18 protein-coding genes and 1 pseudogene are annotated in these 23,763 nt (G+C 61.8%); 2 read left to right on the top strand and 17 right to left on the bottom strand.

The genetic code is table 11. From position 1 onward, the window contains the following. The coding region (locus Y882_RS09920; RefSeq protein WP_156171388.1) for a sulfotransferase family protein at nucleotides 1-1,047 on the top strand (1,047 nt) is incomplete at its 5' end. A 185-nt stretch (nucleotides 1,048-1,232) separates the two neighbouring features. On the opposite strand, the gene Y882_RS09915 is transcribed toward Y882_RS09920, so the two are convergent. The 16 genes and pseudogenes from Y882_RS09915 to Y882_RS09845 form a co-directional block, all read right to left on the bottom strand. Then, nucleotides 1,233-1,835 (bottom strand): TMEM175 family protein, encoded by a 603-nt coding sequence (locus Y882_RS09915; RefSeq protein ID WP_211259158.1) that lies wholly within the window; start codon nucleotides 1,833-1,835, stop codon nucleotides 1,233-1,235. Between the two features lie 20 nt (nucleotides 1,836-1,855). Next, a complete protein-coding gene (locus Y882_RS09910; protein ID WP_244466312.1) occupies nucleotides 1,856-2,347 on the bottom strand; it encodes a DoxX family protein in 492 nt (163 codons plus the stop codon). 187 nt (nucleotides 2,348-2,534) lie between these two features. Further along, a complete protein-coding gene (gene speC, locus Y882_RS09905; RefSeq protein ID WP_046971732.1) occupies nucleotides 2,535-4,787 on the bottom strand; it encodes an ornithine decarboxylase in 2,253 nt (750 codons plus the stop codon). Between the two features lie 377 nt (nucleotides 4,788-5,164). Beyond that, a complete protein-coding gene (locus Y882_RS09900) occupies nucleotides 5,165-6,112 on the bottom strand; it encodes a DUF5996 family protein (protein ID WP_156171387.1) in 948 nt (315 codons plus the stop codon). 49 nt (nucleotides 6,113-6,161) lie between these two features. Next, the gene (locus Y882_RS09895) at nucleotides 6,162-6,407 is read right to left on the bottom strand and encodes a hypothetical protein (RefSeq protein WP_046971730.1); all 246 of its coding nucleotides are present in this window, start codon (nucleotides 6,405-6,407) and stop codon (nucleotides 6,162-6,164) included. Between the two features lie 130 nt (nucleotides 6,408-6,537). Further along, nucleotides 6,538-6,828, bottom strand: coding sequence for a hypothetical protein (locus tag Y882_RS09890; RefSeq protein WP_046971729.1), 291 nt, complete (start codon nucleotides 6,826-6,828; stop codon nucleotides 6,538-6,540). A gap of 259 nt (nucleotides 6,829-7,087) precedes the next feature. Continuing rightward, complete coding sequence (locus Y882_RS20795; RefSeq protein WP_244466311.1) at nucleotides 7,088-8,248, bottom strand: fimbrial protein; 1,161 nt, start codon at nucleotides 8,246-8,248, stop codon at nucleotides 7,088-7,090. A gap of 54 nt (nucleotides 8,249-8,302) precedes the next feature. After that, complete coding sequence (locus tag Y882_RS20790) at nucleotides 8,303-8,554, bottom strand: FimD/PapC C-terminal domain-containing protein (protein WP_244466314.1); 252 nt, start codon at nucleotides 8,552-8,554, stop codon at nucleotides 8,303-8,305. Nucleotides 8,555-8,638: 84 nt separating this feature from the next. Next, nucleotides 8,639-11,055 (bottom strand): annotated as a pseudogene (locus Y882_RS19310) (fimbria/pilus outer membrane usher protein); the annotation flags it as partial. A 251-nt stretch (nucleotides 11,056-11,306) separates the two neighbouring features. Further along, a complete protein-coding gene (locus tag Y882_RS09875) occupies nucleotides 11,307-12,050 on the bottom strand; it encodes a fimbrial biogenesis chaperone (RefSeq protein WP_046971754.1) in 744 nt (247 codons plus the stop codon). A gap of 93 nt (nucleotides 12,051-12,143) precedes the next feature. Next, the gene (locus Y882_RS09870; protein WP_046971728.1) at nucleotides 12,144-12,725 is read right to left on the bottom strand and encodes a fimbrial protein; all 582 of its coding nucleotides are present in this window, start codon (nucleotides 12,723-12,725) and stop codon (nucleotides 12,144-12,146) included. A gap of 489 nt (nucleotides 12,726-13,214) precedes the next feature. Further along, nucleotides 13,215-14,051, bottom strand: coding sequence for a GAF domain-containing protein (locus Y882_RS18875; RefSeq protein WP_052949869.1), 837 nt, complete (start codon nucleotides 14,049-14,051; stop codon nucleotides 13,215-13,217). Nucleotides 14,052-14,337: 286 nt separating this feature from the next. Then, on the bottom strand, nucleotides 14,338-15,735 hold the full coding sequence (locus Y882_RS09860; RefSeq protein WP_046971727.1) for an FAD-containing oxidoreductase: 1,398 nt from the start codon (nucleotides 15,733-15,735) through the stop codon (nucleotides 14,338-14,340). Nucleotides 15,736-15,914: 179 nt separating this feature from the next. Beyond that, nucleotides 15,915-16,994, bottom strand: a complete 1,080-nt coding sequence (locus Y882_RS09855; RefSeq protein WP_052949867.1) for an acetate/propionate family kinase — start codon at nucleotides 16,992-16,994, stop codon at nucleotides 15,915-15,917. Beyond that, a complete protein-coding gene (locus tag Y882_RS09850; RefSeq protein WP_082121049.1) occupies nucleotides 16,991-19,351 on the bottom strand; it encodes a phosphoketolase family protein in 2,361 nt (786 codons plus the stop codon). Before Y882_RS09850 ends, Y882_RS09855 begins: the two co-directional genes overlap by 4 nt. An 88-nt stretch (nucleotides 19,352-19,439) precedes the next feature. Further along, complete coding sequence (locus Y882_RS09845) at nucleotides 19,440-19,769, bottom strand: BON domain-containing protein (protein ID WP_082121048.1); 330 nt, start codon at nucleotides 19,767-19,769, stop codon at nucleotides 19,440-19,442. A gap of 439 nt (nucleotides 19,770-20,208) precedes the next feature. Between Y882_RS09845 and Y882_RS09840 the strand changes: the two genes are divergently transcribed. After that, nucleotides 20,209-20,847, top strand: coding sequence for a response regulator (locus Y882_RS09840; RefSeq protein ID WP_046971724.1), 639 nt, complete (start codon nucleotides 20,209-20,211; stop codon nucleotides 20,845-20,847). A 45-nt stretch (nucleotides 20,848-20,892) separates the two neighbouring features. Here the strand turns inward: Y882_RS09840 and Y882_RS09835 are convergent, their stop codons facing one another. Further along, nucleotides 20,893-23,712, bottom strand: coding sequence for a TonB-dependent receptor domain-containing protein (locus tag Y882_RS09835; RefSeq protein WP_082121047.1), 2,820 nt, complete (start codon nucleotides 23,710-23,712; stop codon nucleotides 20,893-20,895). Nucleotides 23,713-23,763 lie beyond the last annotated feature (51 nt).

Raw genomic sequence — 23,763 nt, 5'->3', positions numbered from 1 at the left:
CGGGCGTTCGACATCGCGCGTCGGCCCGTGTTCGTTTTCGGCGCCCACCGTAGCGGTACGACGCTGGTACGCGATCTACTCGACCATCACCCCGCCCTCTCGGTGCTGCCCGCCGAAGGCACCATGCTGACGAATTTCGCGTGGCACCTGAAACGGCTGGAGCCGGATCGATGGCTGCCATTTCTTGGCTGCGAGTGGTTGCGCAGGCTGGCGAACCCCATCAACCAGCAGCCCTACTGGCTGCTTGGCCGCTCGTCGACCGAAGACTCACCCTATGTTGAATTCGGTCGTGCGCTGCTCGCCTGGTGGCCCCTGGTCAGGTCGCGGCTCGCGCCTCGCACCACGTCCTGGCCGCTGGTCGCGATCGCGCTTGCCTATGCGCATGCCACGACCGGGTTTGGTGCCGAGTCGCTTTTGCACCGATGGGTCGAGAAAACGCCAACCAACGAGCGCCATCTGGCGCGCCTGATGGCCGAATTCCCTGAAGCGAAAATGCTCCACGTCGTTCGCCATCCCTTCGCGGTCTATGCGTCGAGCTGCCAGGCCCTGCGCAATGCCGGCCTCCCATCGCGCGAAGAGGCACGCATCCTGCGCCAGATGCGCTTGTCGTACCGGGAGGCGGCCCGTCGCTCCGATCAGCCGGCGTCGGACTCGTACCTGCTGGTGCGCTATGAAGACCTGCTCGAAGACACGGCAGGCGGGGTCCGCCAATTGGCCTCCTTCCTCGGCATCCAGCCACTGCCCGTCATGACCGAGCCAACCGCCAACGGCATACCCACGCCGAGCAACAGCTCGTTCGACAGCAACAAGGCGGCCGGAAAACTGGATCGCCGCCCGGCGGATGTCGCGTCCCACGCGCTCTCCGCGCGCGATCGCGAGCGACTGAGTGCGATTCTCGCCGACGATGCCGGCAAGCTCGGTTATCCCCTGGCGCCGCCGCCTGCATTGCGCCGACAACTGCTGCAAATCCGCACACGCAGCGGCTGGCTGATCGATCGCTTCAGGGCACGCTGGGTGCGCCTGCGATCCGCATATCAGAGGCCTTGATGCCCTGAGTTCGCGACCCACCGACCCGTGTAGGAGCGCACCCTGTGCGCGACCCGCCGCCCCGTGTAGGAGCGCACCCTGTGCGCGACCCGCCGACACGATGAGATGAGCAGTGATGATTGCGGTGCCTCTCGGCACCGCGTTCGCGCACAGGGTGCGCTCCTACTCGCCGATCTTCTATCTCACTACGCCCGACTGGAGGCGCCCGGTCGCAAGTAGACGATCAGGCAGAGGCAAATGAGCACCATCGCCGCGATGGGATGCCAAAGCGCGATGACGGCGGCCGCCACAAAGGTGGCCAAGGTGGCCAGCGCTCGTATCCTCATCACCCGCCGATCCGCGGTCGTGACCTTGTGCGCCCCTTGTCGATCGATCGCCTCCATGCACAGCATCACGTAGGTGACATTGATGAGGGCGAAGACCACGGCATAGAACAGCACAGGAACCGGTGCCAGGCCGGTGTCGGCGATCCACGCCGTGGTAAAGGGCACAAAGGACACGCTGAACAGGTGCGCAAAATTCGCCCATATCAACGAGCGCGAGGCCTCGGCGAGGTAGCGGCACACGTGGTGGTGGTTGACCCACACGATCGCGAGAAACAGATAGCTCACCGCATACGCGACACCCGCAGGCCAAAGCTTGCCCAAGGCCGCGAACGATGCCTCGTGAGGCGGACGCAGCTCAAGCACCAGGATGGTGATGATGATGGCGAACACGCCATCGGAAAAGATCACCAGCCGCTCAGGGCCCCTCGTGGGAACGGTCATGCAACGATCCTCGCGCGCCAACGCGTCCTTCGACTAGGCAATCAGTAAGCTTGCCGCCTGCGTAGAAAACCATCGACCGAGAACGGACCGGCGCCGCCGATGCACAGTGCCATCAATGCCGCCAGATAAAGCAGGTCGGTCTCATATCCCGGCTGACCAAAGTGTGCACCAGCGGCATCGTAGGACATCAGCTTGATCGAACTGAAGCCATTGGGCAGATGAACCGTGACGATGGCCACCAATAGCACGGCAATCATGGGCACGGCGGCAAGCGGCACGAACGCCCCGCACAGAACCAGCAGGCCGCCAACGATCTCGACCACGATGGTCGCCCAGCCCAACACCTCCGCGAAAGGCATGCCCATCGCATGCAGTATCGCGATAAAACCCTCCGGCCCGCGAGCCAGCTTGGCATAGCCGTGCTCGACGAAGCCAAACCCAACGATAAGCCGCAGCGGCAGCGCATACCACTGCGCGGGGATGGGCAGCGGCGAAATGGAATATTTGCGGAAGAAGGAAGAGATGAGTGTCAAAACAGGTTCCTCGATGCGAAGGACCGCCCTGCAATTCAGGGCGGACTCCTTGGTCCATTCGCCAGCGGGCCCCTTAGGGTTACAGCCATAGTAGAGACACCTGCCTCAACGCTGAACCGGCGACGCGCCTTGGGAATCCTCCCTGGCATTGCATTGCCAATCAGGGCCTTCGACTTCGTCCTCTGCTTCAGCCCTCCCTCACCACGTACGTATAGAACCGCACCCTGTCGCCTTCAGGCACCTGGTAGACACCCTGCACTTCATAGGAAAAACCGGGGAACCGGTTGCAGCTTTCTTCGAAGGCCAGGAAGTAGTCGATCATGGGCTGGGCGCGATCGTCGTAGCGCTCGCCTGGTATCACGATGCCAATGCCCGGCGGATAAATCAGGGCGAGCGTGGCTGCGATGCGGCCCTTGACCTGGTCCATCGGCACGAAGTCCACGCGGCCGCTGACGAGGGCTTCGTTCGCCTCGCGTGCCGACATGGCCTGTTCCGGGAACGATTCGTAGCGGAAGCTCAGGCGCTGCAATTCCTTGACGTTCTTTGATGCGTAGAACTCATGCATTTCCTGGGCGACCTGACGCACGGTGTAGCCGCGGTAGCGCTGCTGGTACTTGCGATAGAGGCCGGGCAGCACCTGATCGAGCGGGTGGTCTTCGTCGTAGTGGTCGCGGAAGCGCTCCAGCGCCGCGAGCAACATCGCCATCTTGCCCTCGCCCACGGCCGGCGTCATGAGGAAGAGGATGCTGTTGAGATCGTTCTTCTCCGGGATGACGTGGTTTTCCCGCAGGTAGTTGGCAATGACCGTGGCGGGAATGCCGCTGCTGGCATATGCGCCCGTCCTTGGATCGATGCCCGGTGTCGTGAGCATCAGCTTGGTCGGGTCGACCATCGCGGCATCGGCGCCCAGATGACGATAGCCGTGCCATGTCTCCTGCGGGTCGAGCTGCCAGTACTCCTGTTCCACGGCCAGTACATCGGTGGGCACGTCTTCCCACTTGATGCGTTCACCCTGGTACTTCACCGTGTCCGGCACGAACGGATTGAGGAAGCCGGCGAAGCGCTGGCGTATCGCCTTCCTGGCCTCGATGCCCAGCCGCACCATGTCATCCCACAGCACACGCCCTGCCTTGTCGGCGTGCATCTGCGCGTTGACGTCCAGGCTGGAAAACAGCGGGTAGAACGGTGACGTCGACGCCTGCAGCATGAACATCTCGTTGAAGCGCTTGTGGTTCACCCGAAATGCCTGTTCGCGGATATGCGCGTCGCGCACATGGATCTGCGAGGCCTGCGAAAAGCCCGCCAACTGCTTGTGCGTCGACTGGGTGGCGATGATGCCGGGGTCCTTGTCGGTCAGCGACAGGCTCATGCCGAAGTGATCTTTCATCAGCGGGTGGAACGCGCCAAAGCCCGCCCATGCCTCGTCGAAGTGGATGTATTCGCATAGATGGCCGATCTTCTCCAGCACTTTCTTCGCGTTGTACACGGTGCCGTCATACGTGCATTGCTCGATGATGGCCACGCGTATCGGCCGCTCGCGCTTCCAGGCATCGGTGTCCTTGAGACGCGGATGATGCTTGATCTTGTCGCGTATCGACTGCTCGTCGAACGCATCCCAGTCGATGGGACCCACCATGCCGAATCCGTTGCGATCGGCCTGCAGGTAGACGGGAATCGCCCCGGCGAAGATCAGCGCGCCGTGGTGATTGGACTTGTGATTGTTGCGGTCGAACAGGACGATGTCGCGACTGGTCAACAGCGCGGTATTGACCACTTTGTTCGAAGCCGAGGTGCCGTTGAGCACAAAGTACGTCCGGTCGGCCAGGAACACGCGCGCCGCGGCCTGCTGCGCGGCCAACGCGGGACCTTCGTGGATCAACAGGTCGCCCAGCGACACCATCGCATTGCAGATGTCATCGCGGAATACGTTTTCGCCCATGTGCTCGTAGAACAGCCGGCCCGCCGGATGGCGCATGAACATCTGTCCACCCTGGTGGCCAGGGCAGGCCCAGGTGCGGTTGGCATCGAAGTCGTACTGCATCAGCGTGCCGAAGAATGGCGTGAGCAGGCTCGACACATATTGCTCAACGGAGGCGACCAGGCGCTTCTCGTAGAAGTCGCGGCTTTCAAGATCGGCAATCACAACGCCGTCCAGCGACTTCAGGAACGGATCGTGGAAGGTTTCATCGTGGCGCTCGCTCATCATGAAGATGGGCATGCGCAAACCGCGCGCATCGCGCGTTTCAATCGCGGTTGGCGCCAATTCACGCGACACCACGATGGCGCCCAGATCGGCGCCGGATCGAATGGCTTCCGCCAAGTCCTGCGGCGCAACAGTCGCCGTCCGGAAATGCAGATCCTGCTCGATGATGCTGCTGACCTCGTCGCTGCGATCGCCTGCAACGAGGATGCGGAAATAATGGCTGAACGGGATGCTCATGACGACCACTCCCTTGTACGGGCGATAAAGGTCGAACCGCGTCTGCAGTGATTGCAGTGTCCAGAGAATGCAGGGGGAGTCTTCTACCCCGGCCTGCGCCGGCGATTGTCGGCGACATCGCGTGAATCGGTCGCGAAGCGAGCATGTCATGCATGCGCGTGCCTGCGATTGATGCCGACTCCCGGGCCTTGCAGAAGGCAACGCATGCACTACGGAGTGCAAACCACGCAGAACTACATAGGTAGGCGTGTGATCATGATCAATCGGAATGCACTAGTGCCGGCTAGCGTCCGAAGCCTGTCAATGCAACAACCAAAGTGGACTTAACTGCTGCATGCCGTTGCGGCCCGAGCTTAGTGGCTAGTGTCCCGCGATGGCTAAACAGGTTTTCCACTCCCCATCAGCTTGCTATCCCAACCCGCACGCTCAGCACCGGCGTTGTAGGCAGTACGAAAGAACGACAGCAGATCGCCATCCGGGTCTTTCGACTGGCGCAGATCGTCGTAATCCAGAATGAACTCGCCCATTGCCGAATCCCAACGGGCGCTTGCAGGGCTGATGTGTGCGTCTTCGATGCCCGCAGGTTGCGGGTAGGTAAACGAATAGAACGCCGGCTTGGGATAGGCGGCGCTGCCAGCCCACCAGCCCATCTCGATCAGCTCGGCGTTCATCGCATTGCGCCGGATGTAGTCGGACTTCGGCGGAGGTGCAACGGGCTTGCCGTTGTACATCACATCGCGGATGTCCAGCGTCCCCCACATCAGGCCGATGGGCTGCGTCTTGCCTTCGAAAGCACCTCTGAACACCTGCATCACGCGCTGCGTGCTCAGCATGATGCGCCACCAATCATGGGCCAAGGCAGGTTCGTAGGGGCGGCGCTCCTTATCCTGGTCGAAAGCAATGGGGTTGGCCACTTCCTGCGGCATCAGGTTGATCGATACGTCCACGCCCAACTTTTGCAGTAGATCGAAGAGACGTTGCACAAACTCCGCCACCGACATGGACGCCAGCTTGAAGCGCTCCACCCTGCCCCAGCTGGTGACGCCGATCAGCTCGTGAGAGATCAGGTCGATGTTGATCTCATACGCACCTCCCACATGGTCGATCGGCCCAGTGGTCAATCCCCGCGCACTCATCGCGATCACGATGGCGGACCATTGCGGCTGAAACGGCGCCTTGAGCTTCAACTTGCCGACGGCCTGCAGGCCCATATGCAGCAAATACTGCGTGCCGGCAAAGTCCGGATAGGAAAGTGCGGGCCACGGGTCGAGATGGCTATCGCTAGGGACAGACATGGCAGCGTCCTTATCGGAAGGGCGAGACATCGATGGCAACGAGACATCGCAGCGTTGCCCGGTCGACCGCTACGGCGAATTACGGCTCGCCACCCTGCTCCTGCCATTGCTTGAACTTCGCGCACATGTCCTCGGTCCAGCGAGGCTCGCCGCACGATGCCGGCGGCATGTGACCACTGACCACCGACTTATAGATTGCGTCGGCATGCTGGAAGACGCTGTCGCGATCACCCAGATCCATGCTCTTGATCATATGGGCGACATCCATGCCCGTGAACATGGGCAGGATATCGCTGGCGAAGCTCAGTTTGGCAGGCGCAGGCATATGTCATCTCCCAGAGGAAACACGAGGTGCCGGGCATTCCTGGCACGCCGACGCATGCTACGCCGCGTGACGTCAATGAGCTGTCGCTTGATCGGTGGCCGCGCCCTGCGCGCGGCCACTCTTCGTCGGCTTATTTGCCTTCGGGCACGAGATTGGCCAGCTTGCCCTTCTTGTCGAACTGGCAGGTGAAACTCTTCTTGCCATCCATGCCCGCATCAGCGACGCCGGCGATGGTGTAGCCAGCGTCAGCAGGTTGGATCGGCTGCAGCTGGATGTAGTCGTTCTTCACATCGAATTTCTTCGCGGCGGCATCCAGGCAATGCGTGGTCAATTTGCCGGGGTCGGGTCGATCGGAAGCAAAGGCGTGCGAGCTCAGGACAAGCGCTAGGGAAGCGGCCAGGAGCAAGGAAGAATGGCGCATGGGTCGATCTCCGTACAAGGCACAAGGCCGGATTCATTACCAGCCCGAGTTTGCCTTTCAATTCCTTGCGGTAGGATGAATCGCATGTGCGGACGAAACGTGTTAAAGCCAATTGTCGTCGTGAGCTGCGTGTCGAAAAATGGTGTAGATCATCATCTCCAGCCGCATTGCCAGTAAAAAAAGAGGATCGCATCAGCGATCCTCCCGTTGGAAAAGACGCCAGGAATTGACCCTGACACCTTTTCAAATTAGTGACGGCTTACAAATACTGCATGGTGAACACCATCGATGAGGTCGCCGTGCCAGGCTTGAGAACACCAGTTCGGTAGTAGCGTGCCTTCAAGGGAATGACGTAGTTGCCACCGGTGCTGGGGTTGTAGCCGCTAAATGTCTGGAACGTGGTCGTGCTCAGCGCGAATGGCGCGGTGCCTGCGCTATTGAGTAGCTGCACGCCTACCCCAGACGCCGAGGCATTGCCATCGAGCGACACCACGGACAACGCCTGGTTGACCACCGTCGTCTTCGGCTCGATACGATACTGGATAGCATTCATGCCAGCCGGACAATTATTGAGTTTGATATTGACGGCAACGGGCGTCGTCGTGGAGCCGATATTGGCCAAGTCGGTATCGTTCACATTGTGAGAGCCCAGATCCACCAGCACATCGGGGGTCGTGCAGGCGGCTGCTTGAATGGTCGCCGACGTAATATTGAAGCTGGCGCATGGAGCAGAGTCCAGAGGGACCACGCCTGATCCGGTGCTATACGGTCCGCCTGCCACAGCACATACCTGAGTCAACGAACCAGCGTAAGTCCTGCCACCGCTCGCCATTGGCCCGGCAATGCGTACTAGCCGCACGGCGGCTTGACCGCTAAAGCTGCCTGTAACCGGTTGGCCTTGATACACCCTGGTGTAACAGGGCGCACCTGTCCAGCCGGTAGTGGTGTTGGGTGTTTGTTGGCTAAGATCGTAATAGCGGGTACTGCTGCAGCCATATCCGCCATTATCGCTTTTGGAGATATACATGACCGCCATACCGATACCCGCCACGCCAGTACTGTAAAGATTGTAGTATCCGGTGTAGGAAGGATAGGTATTGTCGCTATAGGTTGTCCCTGCCGGCGCGATACTCGGTTTTTGCCCGGCCGTGCCGCGAGCATAGTAAGTATAGACATTGGGGTAAGGGCACGAATAGCTTGCAATGCCTGATCCAAGGATCCAGGGTGTGATTGGCTGACCCACTGCGAGGTCGCGCGGAACGACGATCGTCGCGGGCAGGTTGATCGCGTAGGTCCCGCCGCCGCCGGAACACGCCGCCGCCATCGCGCTATGGCTGCCGAGCAACAAAAGCATGAACGCAAGCAGCTGCATGAAAATGTTTCGGCAAGGCTTCGTGTTTGTATCATTCAACGTAGTCATTTCCATGTCCTCGATGCCTCACAGTCGTGAGGCGTGAGTTGAGTCATCCGCTAATCAGCGGCATACCGCATCGATGGCTTGCACGGCCGCACTTTCGCCCTTCTCGCGCGCCGGCAACTGATAGCTGACCTTGCACTGCTTGGCCTCGTCATCGCCCCAGCGCACCAGCAAGGTGCCGCCGTCTTCCGCGCCGCGCACAAACAACTGGCCGCCCTGGCCGACCATGCCCACGGTGTCGCCCTTCTCGTTGAGCACGTCCGCACCAAACGGCAACACTTCGCCATTGCCCTGCGTCGCACGAATCATCACGGCGCGACCGGACACCGTCTTGAACTTCAGTGGGATCACGGCACCGGCACGCGGCGCGGTCTGCTGACGCGTGGTCTGCAGCTCCACGTCCATCGACGTGCCCAGCGGGTCAAGCGTCACGTCGTTCATGCGGTAAGGCATGAGACCCGTGGCTACCGCATAGCCGCGACGGTCGATCCTGGACTGGCCGTTACTGCTGATCAGTGCGCCCTTGGCGTCAGGTGCTTCGACGATCGCAATCGGGCTATCGAGACTCAGCGACGGTGCCAACGTCACACCGCCCGGATGCACGACCACACCACCCGAAGCGCTGACGCCACCCTGCTGGTAGCGACTGGCGTAGGAGTAGTTGGCGTTGAGGTTGGCGTACGGCGCCTGCCAGCCCAGACTTGCGCTGCCCGTCGTCTGCGCGCCGTTCTGATCGTCGTAGCTCGCGCTGGCGTTGTAGTTGTACTGGCTGCGATCGCCAAAGCTGCCGGTGACGATGGCACGATCCGAATTGCCGGCGTAGTCGCTGTGCGTGGACGACAGCGTGAGGCTGGGGCGGTTGCGCGAGGGCGCGCCCAACGGGATGGTGACGTTGACGCCGAACTGGTTGTCGTAGCGGCTGCCCGCGTAGATGGGGCTGGACGAATAGGTTCGGCTGCCCGTCACGCTGTAGTTGATGCTGCGCCAGGCATTGGTGTAGCCCACCTGGTAGGTGGTCGCGGTGGACGCATTGTTCCAGTAGGTATTGCGCGAGCCGTTGAAATACAGCTGGCCCTTCTTGTCGCCAAAGTCCTGGTTGAGCGTAACCTGGAGGCGCTGTTTGGAACGGTAGGGCACACCCACGTTCACGTCGTGGCTGCGCAGGGTGGTCAGCGTGTCCTGGCCCTGCACCGCATCCTGCAGTGAGAGATAATCCGCGTTCGAATAGCGATAGGCGGCCACCGCGAAGGTGGTGCCGTAGGTAGGCACGTTCTTCGCGTAAGACAGGCGCGCGCTGTAGCCGGACAGCGATTCGGCGCCCGTGAAATTGGTGTGCGAATTGGTGATATCGACACCGAACGCACCAGCGGGTGTATTGACTGCCGCACCCACCAGGTAGCTCTTGTAAAGGGCACGATAGGTCGACTGCACGCCGCCGTAGACCGTCAGCCAGTTGTTGATGCCGCGCTGGTAGGTGCCTTCGACGAAGTACGGCTTGCCATTCAACAGCGAGTCGTTGCGGACCTGGCCATTGGTGATCACCCAGCGATCCATGCCCGGACGCAACAGCATCGGGACCGACGCGTACGGCACGACGAACGAATGAATGCTGCCGTCCGCTTCGTGGACGATCACGCTGATGTCGCCGCCGTAACCGGTGGCGTAGAGGTCATTGATGACGAACGGACCCGGCGCGACCGTGGTTTCGTACAGCAGGTTGCCGTTCTGGCGCACTTCCACACGGGCCTGCGTATTCGCAACGCCGCGCACCGTCGGCGCGTAACCCTGCTGCGAATCGGGCAGCATGCGGTCGTCACTGTACATGGTAAGGCCGCGGAACGACGTCGAGTCAAAATGACGCCCTGGGTGTAGCTGTCACCGATGGTGAGCTGCGCCTTCCACAGGTCGATGTCGTGCGAGGCCGTGGTGTTGACGTTGTTGTAGTGCGTGCGACCGGTGTTCTGGTCCCAGGTGATGTTTTCCTGGCTGCGCAGGCGCCATCCGCCGACGTTCAATCCGAGATTGACGCCCAGATAGGCATTGATGTTGCTGCTGTTGCTGCCGCTACGGGCCGCAAAGCTGTCCTTGATGACGGGTACGTACGCGCCGCCGGTGGACAACATGTAATTGCCGTCGGCATTGGCGCGATAGGTGCCGTCGGAGGCCAGCGCATAATGATCGCCGTTCTGCACGGTGATCTGGTTGCCGTCGGCCCCCAACGCGGTACCCGCGCCCAGGCCGCGACCATTGGGATAGTCCTGCTTGCTGGAGTACGCGTTGAAGTTGTAGCTGGCAACGAACGCGGTTTCGCCCTGATCCCATAGATCCGGGCTGACATAGCCGCGCGCGCGACGGTTCAACGAGGCCTGGGGTATCGACACGTCCAGGTGCAAGGTGCCCGTATCCATCGTTGCGTGGGCGTCAGGGCTGACCGCCTCGATGCCGATGCAGGCATTGCCGGGATGGACCACCGCCGGATCGAGCTTGGCAACATCCACGCCCATGCTGACCAGCATCTCGTACGAGAAGCACGGGCGGGCGATGTCACTGCCATCGACCGCAACAAATGTGACGTCCTGCACCGCCATGCGGATGTCGTTGACGTAGATGTCAACGCGATAGACGCCCGCCAATACGGGGTTTCCCCTCTCGAAACGCGAGACGTCCACGTTCTTCGAGCCACTGGTGAATGCGCTATTGAACTCAACCGCGCCACCAGCCGCAGGGTCAACGGCAGGGCTCGCCGCGGCAGGACTGGCCGCGCTCCAGCCCAGGCTGGGCAGCAGGCCCAGCGAGACGGCGACCAGCATGGCGAGCTGCTTGCGCTGCAAGCCATCCAAATTGTTCGGGCGTTCGTTATCCATAGTGAAGCAATGCCTAAGCTAAACGTTGTCAGGCGGTTGACGGTGACGATCCTTGCTCACCGAACCATGATTTCCAGCCAAATTTAGGGCGAACCATCCCGAGCACCTGTCGTAGGCGCTTCAAGACAAGAAGAGATGGACTAGCCGATGATCGCTAAGACGTGCGCTCTTCCTGAGGCCCACTGCGCATCAGCGAATCAGCGCGTAAAGGCGACGTCGTGTTTGTCGAAGCCGCCGAAATCATTGATGACATCGACGGTGAGCTTGCCGCCGGAAGCATCCAGGTTGCCGTTGAGCGGAAGCGTCGCGGTGCCTTTGGCAGGACACATGCCGCCCTTGGATTCGATGGTCTGCGGCACGGATGAGCCTTTGGCGATCACCGAACCGATATTCACGTTGAACGCCGTGGGGTTAGTGCACTGCGCCTCATAGCCATTGCCTTTGGCCACAACGCGCCAGGTGACCTGATCGGCCGCATCGAACGCATTGCCTGGCAAACCTTTGGGGCGATAGAAGATCTTCATGCGCGAACGTATGGCGAACTGCAGATAGTTGCCGGACTCCTCGCCTTCGCTGATCTTCGGTTTGGCGGGGATTTCCAGCACGTTGAGCCAGAACACGCTCTCGCGATCCTGCGGAAGATTCGCACCGGTAAACATGATGCGCAGCGTCTGACCCTTGCCGGCATCCACGCGTGCCATGGGCGGCGTGAGCAGGAAAGGAGCCTTGGTGGTTTCCGGACTTTCCTTCATGTCGCCGTCGTCGACCCATGACTGCAGAAGCAACGGCGTGGTGCCGTTGTTGACCATGCTGAGGGTGACTTCGCGCTGTTCTGCCGGGTAGATCACACGCGTTGCGTTTATCTGGATACCTGCGTAGGCACTACCCACCCCACCGATAACAAGGGCGAGCGCGCAGGTAATGCGGGCGAACTTATTCATGGCGTTTTCCAGCACAAGCATGGTTCAAAGAAGTGTTGTGTGTGGCGAGGGCGTCTAAACGCCCTCGCCTTTTGATGCACCAATCGCAGAGGATTAGTTGTACTGCACCGAGTACATCACGGCGGTCTTGACCAGACCCACGGTCGCAGCGCCACCGGTGGCGACGTACTGGGACACGTAGTTGAGCGTGGCCTTGCCACCCGCAACGGTAGCGACCGGCGAACCCGAGCTGGTCCACATGTTGACCGGCGAACCGTCAACGTTGAGCACGGCAACTTCCACATTCGTTGCCTGGCCGGCGCCGGACAGATTCTTGAGGCGGCCGGTGGCCGAATTGACCAGCGAGGCGCCGAGCGTGGTGCTGGCCGTGCCGTCGAAATGCAGGCTCACCTTGGTGCCGTCGGCGCAGGTGCCCGACGAACCGCCCGCAACCGTCAGCGTGAACGGATGGTCGCCGGCCTTGGCGCCGTCGGCGGCCAGCGCGGTGGCCTGGATCTTATCCATCTTGACGGTGATGTCCTTGGTGGCGCCGTCGGTGCCGGCACCGCCGGTCACGGTGCAGGTGCCGTCGGTGATTTCACCGGTAAAGGTGATCTGGCCGTCGGACGCGTTGGCGGACAGGGCGACGAAACCAAAGGTGGCTGCCAGAACGGCGGAGAAAAGAGTCTTCTTCATTTTATTTAGTCCTTGAGAATGTAATTGCCTTCCGGGGGATCAGCTGGAAACTTGTGTACTCGCCTCGTTGATCCGATTACCCACCAATGGGTAAGGCGCACAGCCTGCAAAGATTCGCTACTTGCTGGCGCCTTACATCTTCCTGAGCTCGCACGCCTAGCGGAATCAGAGCGCTCTCAAATTAACTGAGACCTTACAAATTGGGAGTAGTCATTACGCCCATGGCGAGCGTCACCAAGGCAGCCACAACGCGTGGTGTTGCGCCGCGTGCAAATGCCGTCAGGTATGCAGAAATCTGCTTTGCGGCTTGAACTCAATCGGGCGCAGGGCGAAGTCAGAGCTGCTTCGCCAGGAGAATCCGAGCCTGCTTAACCGCGAAAATTGAGAGGGTTCTGATGGCACCTGATGCGATGTTCGATGTCGCAGGTGGTCATCGTCATCGCGGCTTTGCGTGGACAGATTGGCGTCATCGAAGACAGCAATGCCGGCCTAGCTATCGACGAGGCAGAGCTGCCTTTCGATCTCCACGCCAACTGCACGCGCGAAGCTCTCCACCGTCTGGATCGTGGCGGTATCCAGTTGCCGCGGTTGCGGATCGACCGCGCACAAGGTGCCGAAGAATTCTCCGTAGGCACGATAGATCGGCACGGCGATATAACTCTCGAAGCCGTAGAGCGCCGGCGTGGGATGGCTGGAAAAGACCGGGTGCGTGCTCGCATGGTTGAACGTGACTGTTTGGCCATGCTGGCGGATGTCGTTGCAGATGGTGGTTTCGAGCACCAGGTCCTGCCCTGCCCGCAGGCCGAACTGGATCGCGTCGTAGACCGCGCATGCGGTCCATCGCGTGTCCGACACCTTGGCCACGGTGACGAAGCGCATGCCGGTTTCGCGCGATACGGCTTCGAGGATGGCGGCCACGCCAGGCATGCGCGCGATCAGGGCGACATCGCGATTGGTCGTCGCATTTTCTCCCTCACCGAGGCTGGAGCCAGGAGCCAGGCGTTCGCGCATGCGCCGTTGCAGGCTCAGGCGCGAGACGCGATGCACGAAGTCGCGCAGGTCGCTGGTGACGCTGCGCAGCTGCGCGGCGGGTCCTGTCACGACCAACTGGCGCGCATCGATGCGCACATCGTGCAGCTGGTGCAGCGCCTTGAACTCGTCGACTTCGGCGGCAAAGGCTTCGATCCAGTAGTGATCGGGCCTTGCATCGAGAAAGGCAAGCATGAGCGGCTCGGCCCTGCCCTCGCCATCGACGCAGGGTGCCGGCATGTCGAATCCCGCCACGGCCGGCGGCCACACGTATTCGGAAGCGTCCTGTGATGCCATGACGTCGCTGATTCCCCGTATGCGCCACCCGGGGATCAGTATGCGCCAAGTGATGACGGTGTGAGGTGCTACTAAGGTGTAACACCTGCGCTACCGACACCCCTCCGAGGAGGTTTTCAACAGCTGCAGGCTGGTCAAGCACTCCAACGACCCGTCATCCCTGCGAGGAGCTTTTCAACAGCCGAAGGCTGGTCAAGCAGGGATCCAGTGTCTTTGCTTCGAGTGACCCTACAGGCGCTGGATCCCTGCTTTCGCAGGGATGACGAGCAAAATGGGGACGCGGCGCCTAAGAGGCAGCAGCCACCGGCGCCGTCACCGGATGCAGGTCCTGCAAGGTGGTCGGCAACAGCTCGCTGATGGTGGGGTGGATGTGCACCGCGTGGGTCACCGTACGGTACGGCGCGTCGGCGTACATCACGTCGAGCAGGCAATGGATCGCCTCGTCGCCACTGGCGCCCAGGATCGCGGCGCCCAGCAGGCGTTCGCTTTGTCCATCGACGATGACCTTCATGAAGCCCAGCGTCTCACCCCGCTCGATGGCGCGACCCACGCGGGTCATCGGCCGCACGCCGACCTGCACGTCGTGGCCCTTCTGCAGGGCTTCCGTCTCGGTCAGGCCGATTCTTCCCAGCGGCGGATCGATATACAGCGCATAGGCGGTGATGCGGTCGGAGATGCGGCGTGGTTCGTTGTCCAGCACGTTGGCGGCGACGATCTCGTAGTCGTTGTAGGAGGTGTGGGTGAAGGCGCCGCGACCGTTGCAATCGCCCATGGCCCAGATGCCCTCGACATTGGTGCGGCATTGGTCGTCGACCACGATGTAGCCGTTCTTGTCCATCTTCACGCCCGCACGATCCAGGCCCAGGTCGTCCGTATTCGGACGCCGGCCCACGGCCAGCAGCAGGTGCGTGCCGTGCACTTTCATGCGCGGCTCGGCGCATTCGGCGATCACGCAAATCTCGCCAGCCGAACCCTCCAGCTCGATGCACTCGGCGCCCAGATGCAGCGTGATGCCTTCGCGCTCCAGGATGTCGACCACGGCGGCGGAGACATCGGGATCTTCGCGCGGCAACAGGCGCTGGCTGCGCTCCACGATGCTGACCTCGGCGCCGAAGCGGCGGAACATCTGACCGAATTCCAGCCCGATATAGCTGCCGCCCACGATCACCAGGTGCTTGGGCAGCTCTTGCAGTTGGAGGATGCCGACGTTGGTGAGATACGGCACCGTGCCCACGCCGGGAAAATCCGGTTCGACCGCGCGGCCACCCACGTTGATGAAGAACTGATCGGCCTCGATCAGCTCATCGCCGACCCGCAGTGTCCGGGGTGATTCGAATCGCGCATGCCCGCGGAACAGGCTGACGTTGGCCATGCCTGCCACCCAGTTCTCGACGTTTTCGCGCGAGCGTCCCGAGATGCCCTGCGTGCGCTTCCAAACCTGGGCCATGTCCACCGTGATGTCGCCAGTGCCCACGCCATAGTCCGCGGCGCGACGCCCCATATGAGCGACTTCCGCGCTGGCCACCATCGCCTTGGTAGGAATGCAGCCGGTGTTGACGCAGGTGCCCCCCATCAGCTTGCGCTCGATCAGGGCCACTTTGCGACCGGCAGCGCCCAGGCGTTGCGCCAATGACGGGCCGGCCTGCCCTGCTCCAATCACTACTGCATCAAATCGCTTGCTCATGACGGCGGCCCTGGAGATTTCGAAAAACGATAGCGTGGCACCGTGACACGTAAGGGCGCGTCAAGGATGGGGCTTGAATTAGCTCGTCATCCCTGCGAAAGCAGGGATCCAGTGCCTCTGCTCTTCGCGGCACGGAAGTCGCTGGATCCCTGCTTTCGCAGGGATGACGAGCGAAAAGATCAGTGCGCAGCCAAGCGTGCAGCGTGGATCGCCATGACGCGATTTTCCTGCGCCGGCAAAACGCGTGTCTGCAGCAACGGGAAGCATGGCGCGAGACGCGCCTTGACGCTGTCGCGCGTCGGCTCGTCGTGCTCGCCGATGCCGCCGGTGAAGACCAACAAGTCCACGCCTCCCAGCACCACCGCCATGCCAGCCGCAGTTCGCGCCACGGACACCGCGAACTGCTCCAGCGCCAGTGCGGCGAGCGGATGATTCTTCGCGCCGCGCAGTTCGCGCACGTCGGCGCTCAGGTCCGAAATGCCGCGCAGACCCGAGCGGTGTTCCAGCAGGTCGTCCAGCTCGCGGGGGCTGGTGTGTCCCTCGCGCAGCAGAAACAACATCACGCCAGGATCGAGATCACCCGGTCGCGTGCCCATCAGGATGCCGCCGGTCGGTGTCATGCCCATGCTGGTGTCGACCGAATGACCGTCGCGCACCGCGGTGAGGCTGGCGCCGCTGCCCAGGTGGGCAATGATCAGCCGTGCCGGCACCGGGCCAAGCTGCGCGAGGATCGACTCGCACGACAGGCCGTGAAACCCGTAGCGCTGCACGCCCTTGGCCAGCAAGGCGTGCGGCAAGGGCAGGATGCGTGACGTATCGGGCAGGTCGCGATGAAACGCCGTATCGAAACAGGCGACCTGTGCTGCCTGCGGCCAAACCTTGGTCGCATGCCTGACCCAGGCCAACGCGGCGGGTACATGCAGCGGCGCGAAGCTGGCGGCAGCCTCGATCTTCTCGATCACCGCGTGATCGATCAGACAGTGTTCCCGCAGCCATGGACCGCCATGCACGATGCGGTGGGCGACCGCATCGATCGTGGTGTGGGTCGCCAGTTTTCGCAGCGCGTCCCGTGCCGCCTCGTCGCCCTCGCCCGCCAGATCCTGTTCGACTGCGCCCGACTCATCGCGATAGCTCAGCTGCCGACGTTCGCCCCGCGTATCGATCTCACCCTCTGCGACCGCTTTCGGCTCACTCGAAGTCACGTCGTAGATGCCGAACTTCAGCGACGAGGAGCCGACATTCAGGGTCAATACCTTCATGCAGGCTGCCATTGCCAGTTGAGGATATCCGGCAGATCCACGCCATGCTCACTCACGTAGAGGCGATGGCGTTCGATGTCGCTCCAATAGCGTTGCGCCGCTTCAGCGCGCAAGGGCTCGAGCCCGGGCACGCGATTGACCACGTCGAGGGCGAGCTGAAAACGGTCGAGGTTGTTGAGCACCATCATGTCGAACGGCGTGGTGGTGGTGCCCTCCTCCTTGTAGCCGCGCACATGGATGTTGTCGTGGTTGTGCCGGCGATAGGTGAGCTTGTGGATGATGCCGGGATAGCCGTGGAAGGCGAAGATGACGGGCTTGTCACGCGTGAACAGGCGATCGAACTCGTCGTGATCCATGCCGTGCGGATGCTCGTCGGAGGTCTGCAGAGTCAGCAGATCGACCACATTGACCACGCGGATGCGCAGATCGGGGATGCGCTGCCGCAGCAACATCACCGCCGCCAAGGCCTCCACCGTGGGCGCATCGCCGGCGCAGGCCAGCACCACGTCGGGATCGTCGTCGCCATGGCCGGCCCAGTGCCAGATGCCGGCGCCGGCCGTGCAATGTGCGATGGCCGACTCGATATCCAGCCACTGCCAGTCAGGTTGCTTGCCGGAGATAATCAGATTGACGTAGTGGCGGCTGCGCAGGCAGTGATCGGCCACCGACAGCAGGCAGTTGGCATCCGGCGGCAGGTAGATGCGCACGATCTCGGCCTTCTTGTTCGCCACATGATCGATAAAGCCCGGATCCTGATGCGAGAAGCCGTTGTGGTCCTGGTGCCACACATGCGAACTGAGCAAATAGTTGAGCGAGGCGATCGGTGGTCGCCAGGCCATGGTGCGCGTGACCTTCAACCACTTGGCGTGCTGGTTGAACATCGAATCGACGATGTGGATGAAGGCCTCGTAGCAATTGAACAAGCCGTGTCGACCGGTGAGCAGATAACCCTCCAGCCAACCCTGGCATTGGTGCTCGCTGAGCATCTCCATCACGCGGCCGTCGGGCGCCAGATTCATGTCGGTATCGACGGTCTCGGCCATCCAGGCCTTCGGCGAGACTTCGTAGACCGCTTCCAGACGATTGGAAGCGGTTTCATCCGGACCGAACAGACGGAAGTTGCCGGCCTCGCGATTGAGCGCCATCACGTCGCGCAACCAGCGACCGAGATTGCGCGTGGCCTCGGCCTTGAGTGCGCCGGGTCGTTCGAAGCTCAGCGCATGGTCGCGGAAATTGGGCATGCGCAGCGGCCTGAGCAAGCTGCCGCCGTTGGCGTGCGGATTGGCGCTCATGCGTCGATGACCGGTGGGCGGCAGTTCGGCCAGCTCGTCGATCAGCGTGCCGTGACGATCGAACAAGGCCTGCGGCTGGTAGCTCTGCATCCACTGCTCGAGGATCTGCAGATGCCCCGGCTTGGACATGTCCGACAGTGGTACCTGGTGCGCGCGCCAGGTGCCTTCGACGGGCAAGCCGTCGACATAGGCGGGTCCCGTCCAACCCTTGGGAGAACGCAGCACGATCATCGGCCAACGAGGCCGGGCGGCAGCGCCCGCACCCGCACGACGGGCGCGACTCTGGATGCGCCGGATCCGCGATAGACAGGCATCCATGGCCGCCGCGAAGGCGACATGCATCTGGGCGGGATCGCTGCCCTCGACAAAGATCGGGTCATGGCCATAGCCCTGCAGCAGATACTTCAGCTCGCGATCGCCGATGCGCGCCAGCACCGTGGGATTGGCGATCTTGTAGCCATTCAAATGCAGAATCGGCAGCACCGCACCGTCACGCGCGGGGTTCAGGAATTTATTGGAGTGCCAGCTGGTGGCGAGCGGCCCGGTTTCCGCCTCGCCGTCGCCGATGATGCAGGTGACGATCAGATCGGGGTTGTCGAACGCCGCGCCATACGCATGCGACAAGGCATAACCCAGCTCACCGCCTTCGTGGATCGAGCCCGGCGTTTCGGGCGCCACATGGCTGGGCACGCCGTACGGCCAGGAAAACTGGCGAAACAGCTGATGCATGCCTTCGCGGTCGCGACCGACGTGCGGATACACCTCGGTATAGGAACCTTCCAGATAGCTGTTGGCGACCAGTCCGGGACCGCCATGGCCCGGCCCGATCACGTAGATCATGTTCAAGTCGTGCTGCCGGATGACCCGGTTCAGATGCACGTAGATGAAGTTGAGCCCGGAGGTGGTGCCCCAGTGGCCCAGCAGACGCTGTTTGACATGCTCCAGCCGCAACGGCTCTTCCAGCAGCGGGTTGTCACGCAGGTAGATCTGTCCGACGGTGAGGTAGTTCGCTGCATTCCAGTAGCGATGCATCCGGTCCATCAGGACGGGATCGAGTGACGGCATGGCGCGCATCCTTAGGTCCGGAACTCAAGGCCCCGGATCGTGCCAATCGCTGCGTGCAGGCGCCGTCATCAGCGCCCAGGGCGTCGCTTCAGCGCACCCTGGGCATCACATCGAGCTCGTTGGTGACTTCCTTGACGCCGTTGACCTGCCGCGTGAGCGTCTCGACCCGCAACGCCTCGGTATCGTTCTTGACCGGGCCGCGCAGCACCACGGCGCCATCGGAGACGATCACTTCCACACGATGTCCCGCATCCGACAGCGATGTGTCGTTGGCAAGCACCTTGCGCACGGCGGCCTGCAGCTGCGCATCGGCGGAGCTATGCACCTGCGATGCCGCCTCCTGTGGCGTGGATGCCTGAAAAGCCATTGCCGGGCCGGCAGCGAGCATCACCAACCACCCCATGACATGAGCTTTCATACGGTTGCCTCGTCGCTTATCGGGCGTGATCTGTGACTTTATTAATCGTCGGCCGCCGTGAAACGCACGTGCATTTTGCCTTTGGGGATCGCCGACCCGATGGCCACGGGATCACGGCACTAGCACGGAAAAAGACCGCCCCTACAAGAGGGGCGGTCAGACATCCCTGTTTTTTCTGTCCATCCAGTGACAGAACGCCATGTTTACAGGATTCGGCCTACAGGAAAATCGGATGTGTCTGAGATTTTCATGACCGCTACCTGGCGTAGGAAGCCATGGCGCCGTTGACCCAGCTGGAGATGCCTTGCGAAGCGCAGATCACGCAGCCCGACCGCTGACGCTTCCCGTGAGAGTCCTCTGATTTACGGCTGGCTTTCGCCGAATCATGCGCCGCACAAACTAAAGTGCTCGCAAGATCCTCACCGCGAAATGTTTTCTTATGTCTCTGCGTACCATCGTTGCCGATGACCATCCGATCGTTCGGGTCAGCGTCATCGCGGAAATCCAGAAGATCGCCGGCGTCAGCGTCGTTGCCGAAGCACACTCGCCGCAGGAACTGCTGGCGACCCTTGAGCGCACGCCGTGCGACCTGGTCATCACCGATTTCAGCATGCCGGGCCCGGCGGGCGACGACGGCATGGAGCTGCTGGAGCAGATCCGTGGCCGCTGGCCGGAGACCCAGGTGATCGTGCTCACCATGTTGTCCAACGCCGGCCTGCTCAATGCCATCCGCTCCAAGGGCGTTGCCGCCCTGCTGAGCAAGGCCGACCGGCTCGACGACATCGCCAGCGCGATACGCGCAATCAAGGCGGGCGAAACCTATATGAGTGCGTCCGTTGTGCGCCTGCTTGGGCTTGCCGCCGGCGCCGTGCGCCAAGACGGACTGCTCGCCCTGACCGAAAAGGAAATCGAAGTGCTGCGGCTGTTTGTCTCGGGCTCCACGATCTCGGAGATTGCCGCCAAGCGCGAGCGCAGCGTCAAGACCATCAGCCATCAGAAGATGAGCGCGATGCACAAGCTCGGCATCCGCAACGACCCTGAGCTGTACAACTACGCGCACGAACACGGGCTGGGCTGAGCACCGCGGTGACCCGCCGAGCGCAGGCTCGGCGGGTCTTCTGGCTTACTTGCCGAAGTCATACCCCACTTCGAGATACACCGAGCGACCCAGCGCGTTGTACAGGGTCACATCGTAGTACGGCCAGTTGCCGTTGGTCGTATCGGTCGGCGGACGCTTGTTGGCGATATTGTTGACCACCAGCGAGATCGTTGTCTTCGGCATGACCTTGTAGTTCACGCTGCCGTTGAAGGTGATCCACGGGCCGATGTTCTTCAAAGTGCCAATGGAGTTCCAGGAACTGCCGTTGCGGATGCCATACAGCGTGCTGCTCCACTTGCCGATGTTCCAGGTGGCCGTGCCGCTGACCCTGCTCTTGAATTCGTTCGAGTTGGCGCAGCACAGGTAGTTGGTCACCGGATCGCCGGCCTTTTCCTGATAGGTGTGCTTGAGCTCGTCGTAGTAGTCCAGGCTGAACAGGAAGCTGCCGATGGACGACGTCTTGAAGTGATAGTTCAAGCTGGACTGGATGCCGGTCTGGTATTCCGTGGCCACATTGATCGGATAGGTATCCACCTCCGATATGCCGCCCGGATTGACCGGATCGGTGGACGGCAGGCGCTTCACTTCGCCCAACACTTCGCGACAGGTCGGCGAGTTGATGTCGAACGCCTGCTCACCGTTCTCGGACGTGCCCAGGCGGCAGTTCGCTTCCTGCTGCAGGATCTCATCGCTGCTCAAGGTCACCACTTCGTTGGAGATGCGGATGGCGTTGTAGTCCACCGACCAGCTCAGGTTGTTGTCCGCGGTGGACCAGACGAAGCCATAGGTGAACGACTTGGCCGTGATGTCCTTGAGGTTGGTATTGCCCGAAGACACTGCCAGCATCGACGTGCCCGACTGCGCGCAGTCGCCGTAGTTCTGCGAGTTGTAGCCCTCCTGGCGGCACTTGTAGTAGTCGGTCGACTGCGAATAGCCGCTGCTGCGCGAGGAGAACAGATAGAACATGTCGGGCGCACGGAAGGCCGTGGCGTAACTGCCACGCAACAGCAGCGTATCGATCGGACGGTATTCCAGGCCGAGCTTGTAGGTGGCCTTGCCGTTGCCAGTGCCCGCGTAGCTGTACTTGTCATAGCGCGAGGACACGTTGGCGACCAAGGTCTCCAGCAACGGGATGCGCATCTCGCCGCCAAAGGCGTACTGGCTGCGCTTGCCCGATGCGGTGGTGCTGCCGGTCACGCCGCGGTAATAGCCTTCGGCAGCCGCCGGACTGGCCGAGCTGTTGTTGAAACGCTCGTTGCTGTTCTGCACGATGGCAGCGAAGCCCACGTCGCCCGCGGGGAGCGAGAACAGCGAGGTGGTGTTGGCGGTGAGCGTCTCGTTCTGAGTCCAGGCCATCGAGTCGGAGATGTTGGGCGCGGTGAACTGATCGTACTGGGCGCGCGTCAGCGGTTGATACAATCGATCTAAATTCGGCGCAAAAACGGGATAGCCTTCGGAGGTACCCAGCTGCGGCCCGAGGTAGTAGTCGTCAATGCCGTTGGCGGCGAGGAAGTCGGTCGACTTGCGCGTCACATTGGACTGCGAGCGGTTGTAGTAGCCGTCGTAGTTCCAGCTGGAGTTGCCGATGCTGCCGCGCACACCCAGGCTCACGTTGTAGGTGCGCGTGAACACGTGCTGGTCCTGCGCGTCCGAACCCACTTCTTCAGGCGCAAAGATGCGCTGCCATTCTTCGTACTGGCCGCTGGTCTTGTTGTAGAACGTGTTGTTCCAGAACGGACTGCCGCCGTTGTAGGTTGGATTGCTGTAGCTGTACAGCATGTCCGCGTACAGCTCGGCGCTGTCGTTGAGGTGATAGCGCGCGAACAGCGAGCCGTTCGCATCCGTGCTCTTGTTGGCCAGCGTGGCGTAGCTCACGTTGTTCGGGCTGCCGCAGTAGTAGCCCAGGCTGGAGCCGGCGCGGTAGCTGTACGCGGTGGTGCCGTTGTACAGGTAGCTCAGCGGCGCACAGGTCGCCGAACCCGGATCGATGTAATGCGGGTTGTCGCCTTCGGCCAGGCGCAGGAAGGTGCGCGACGGCACGCCGGGCTTGCCGGTCGGATCGTCGTTATAGGAGTCGATGTAGCTGCGCTGATAGGCCCAGATCGGGTCTTCCTTGGACAGCTGCAGGCCGCCGCTCAATTCGAAATCGCCCCACTGGTGACCCGAACTCAGCTGCAGTCGCTTGCTGGCGCCGCCGCCGTCGCTGTAGTCGCCATAGCGGAAGCTCACATGCGTGCCGTCGATGTGATCCTTCATCACGATATTGACCACGCCGGCGATCGCCGCCGAGCCGTAGATCGAGGACTGGCCGCCGGTCAGCACGTCGATATGGTCGATCAGACCCACCGGAATATTGGCGATGTCGGTGATGTTGTTGTTGCCGTTGTACGCGAGCGGGTAGCTCGCCATCGGCTTGCCGTTGAGCAGGGTCAGCGTAAAGCTGGGATTGAGGCCGAACAGGCTGACGGTCTTGGCGCCGGGCGTATAGCCACCGGTGAACTGCGGGTCCTGCACGGAGCCGTTGGCAATCGGCAGCGAACGCAGCGCATCGAACGTATCGGTAAAGCCCTGCTGGTCGATGTCCTTGGCGGTGATGGTGGTGATGGGCGAAGGCCCTTCGATCTGCGCGCGCGGAATCAGCGAGCCGGTCACCGTCACGGCTTCGAGTTTCTTGGTCTTCTTTTCATCGGTGGCCGTCGCCACGGGCGGCGTGCTGTTGTCCTGCGCCGAAGTCGACTGGGCGACGGGCGCGGGCGCGGCAACCTCGTTGTCCCCGGCCAGCGCCTGTCCAATCGACAAGGCCAGCAAACTGACTGCAAATGCACTTACAACGTGAGCTTTCATGAACAGTGGTTCTCCCCGGAATGTGCTCGCCGCCCGTCAAAGACGGCTTGC

Source organism: Dyella japonica DSM 16301 (genome assembly GCF_001010355.1).
GTDB lineage: Bacteria > Pseudomonadota > Gammaproteobacteria > Xanthomonadales > Rhodanobacteraceae > Dyella > Dyella japonica.
This window is presented reverse-complemented; position numbering and strand designations above follow the sequence as displayed.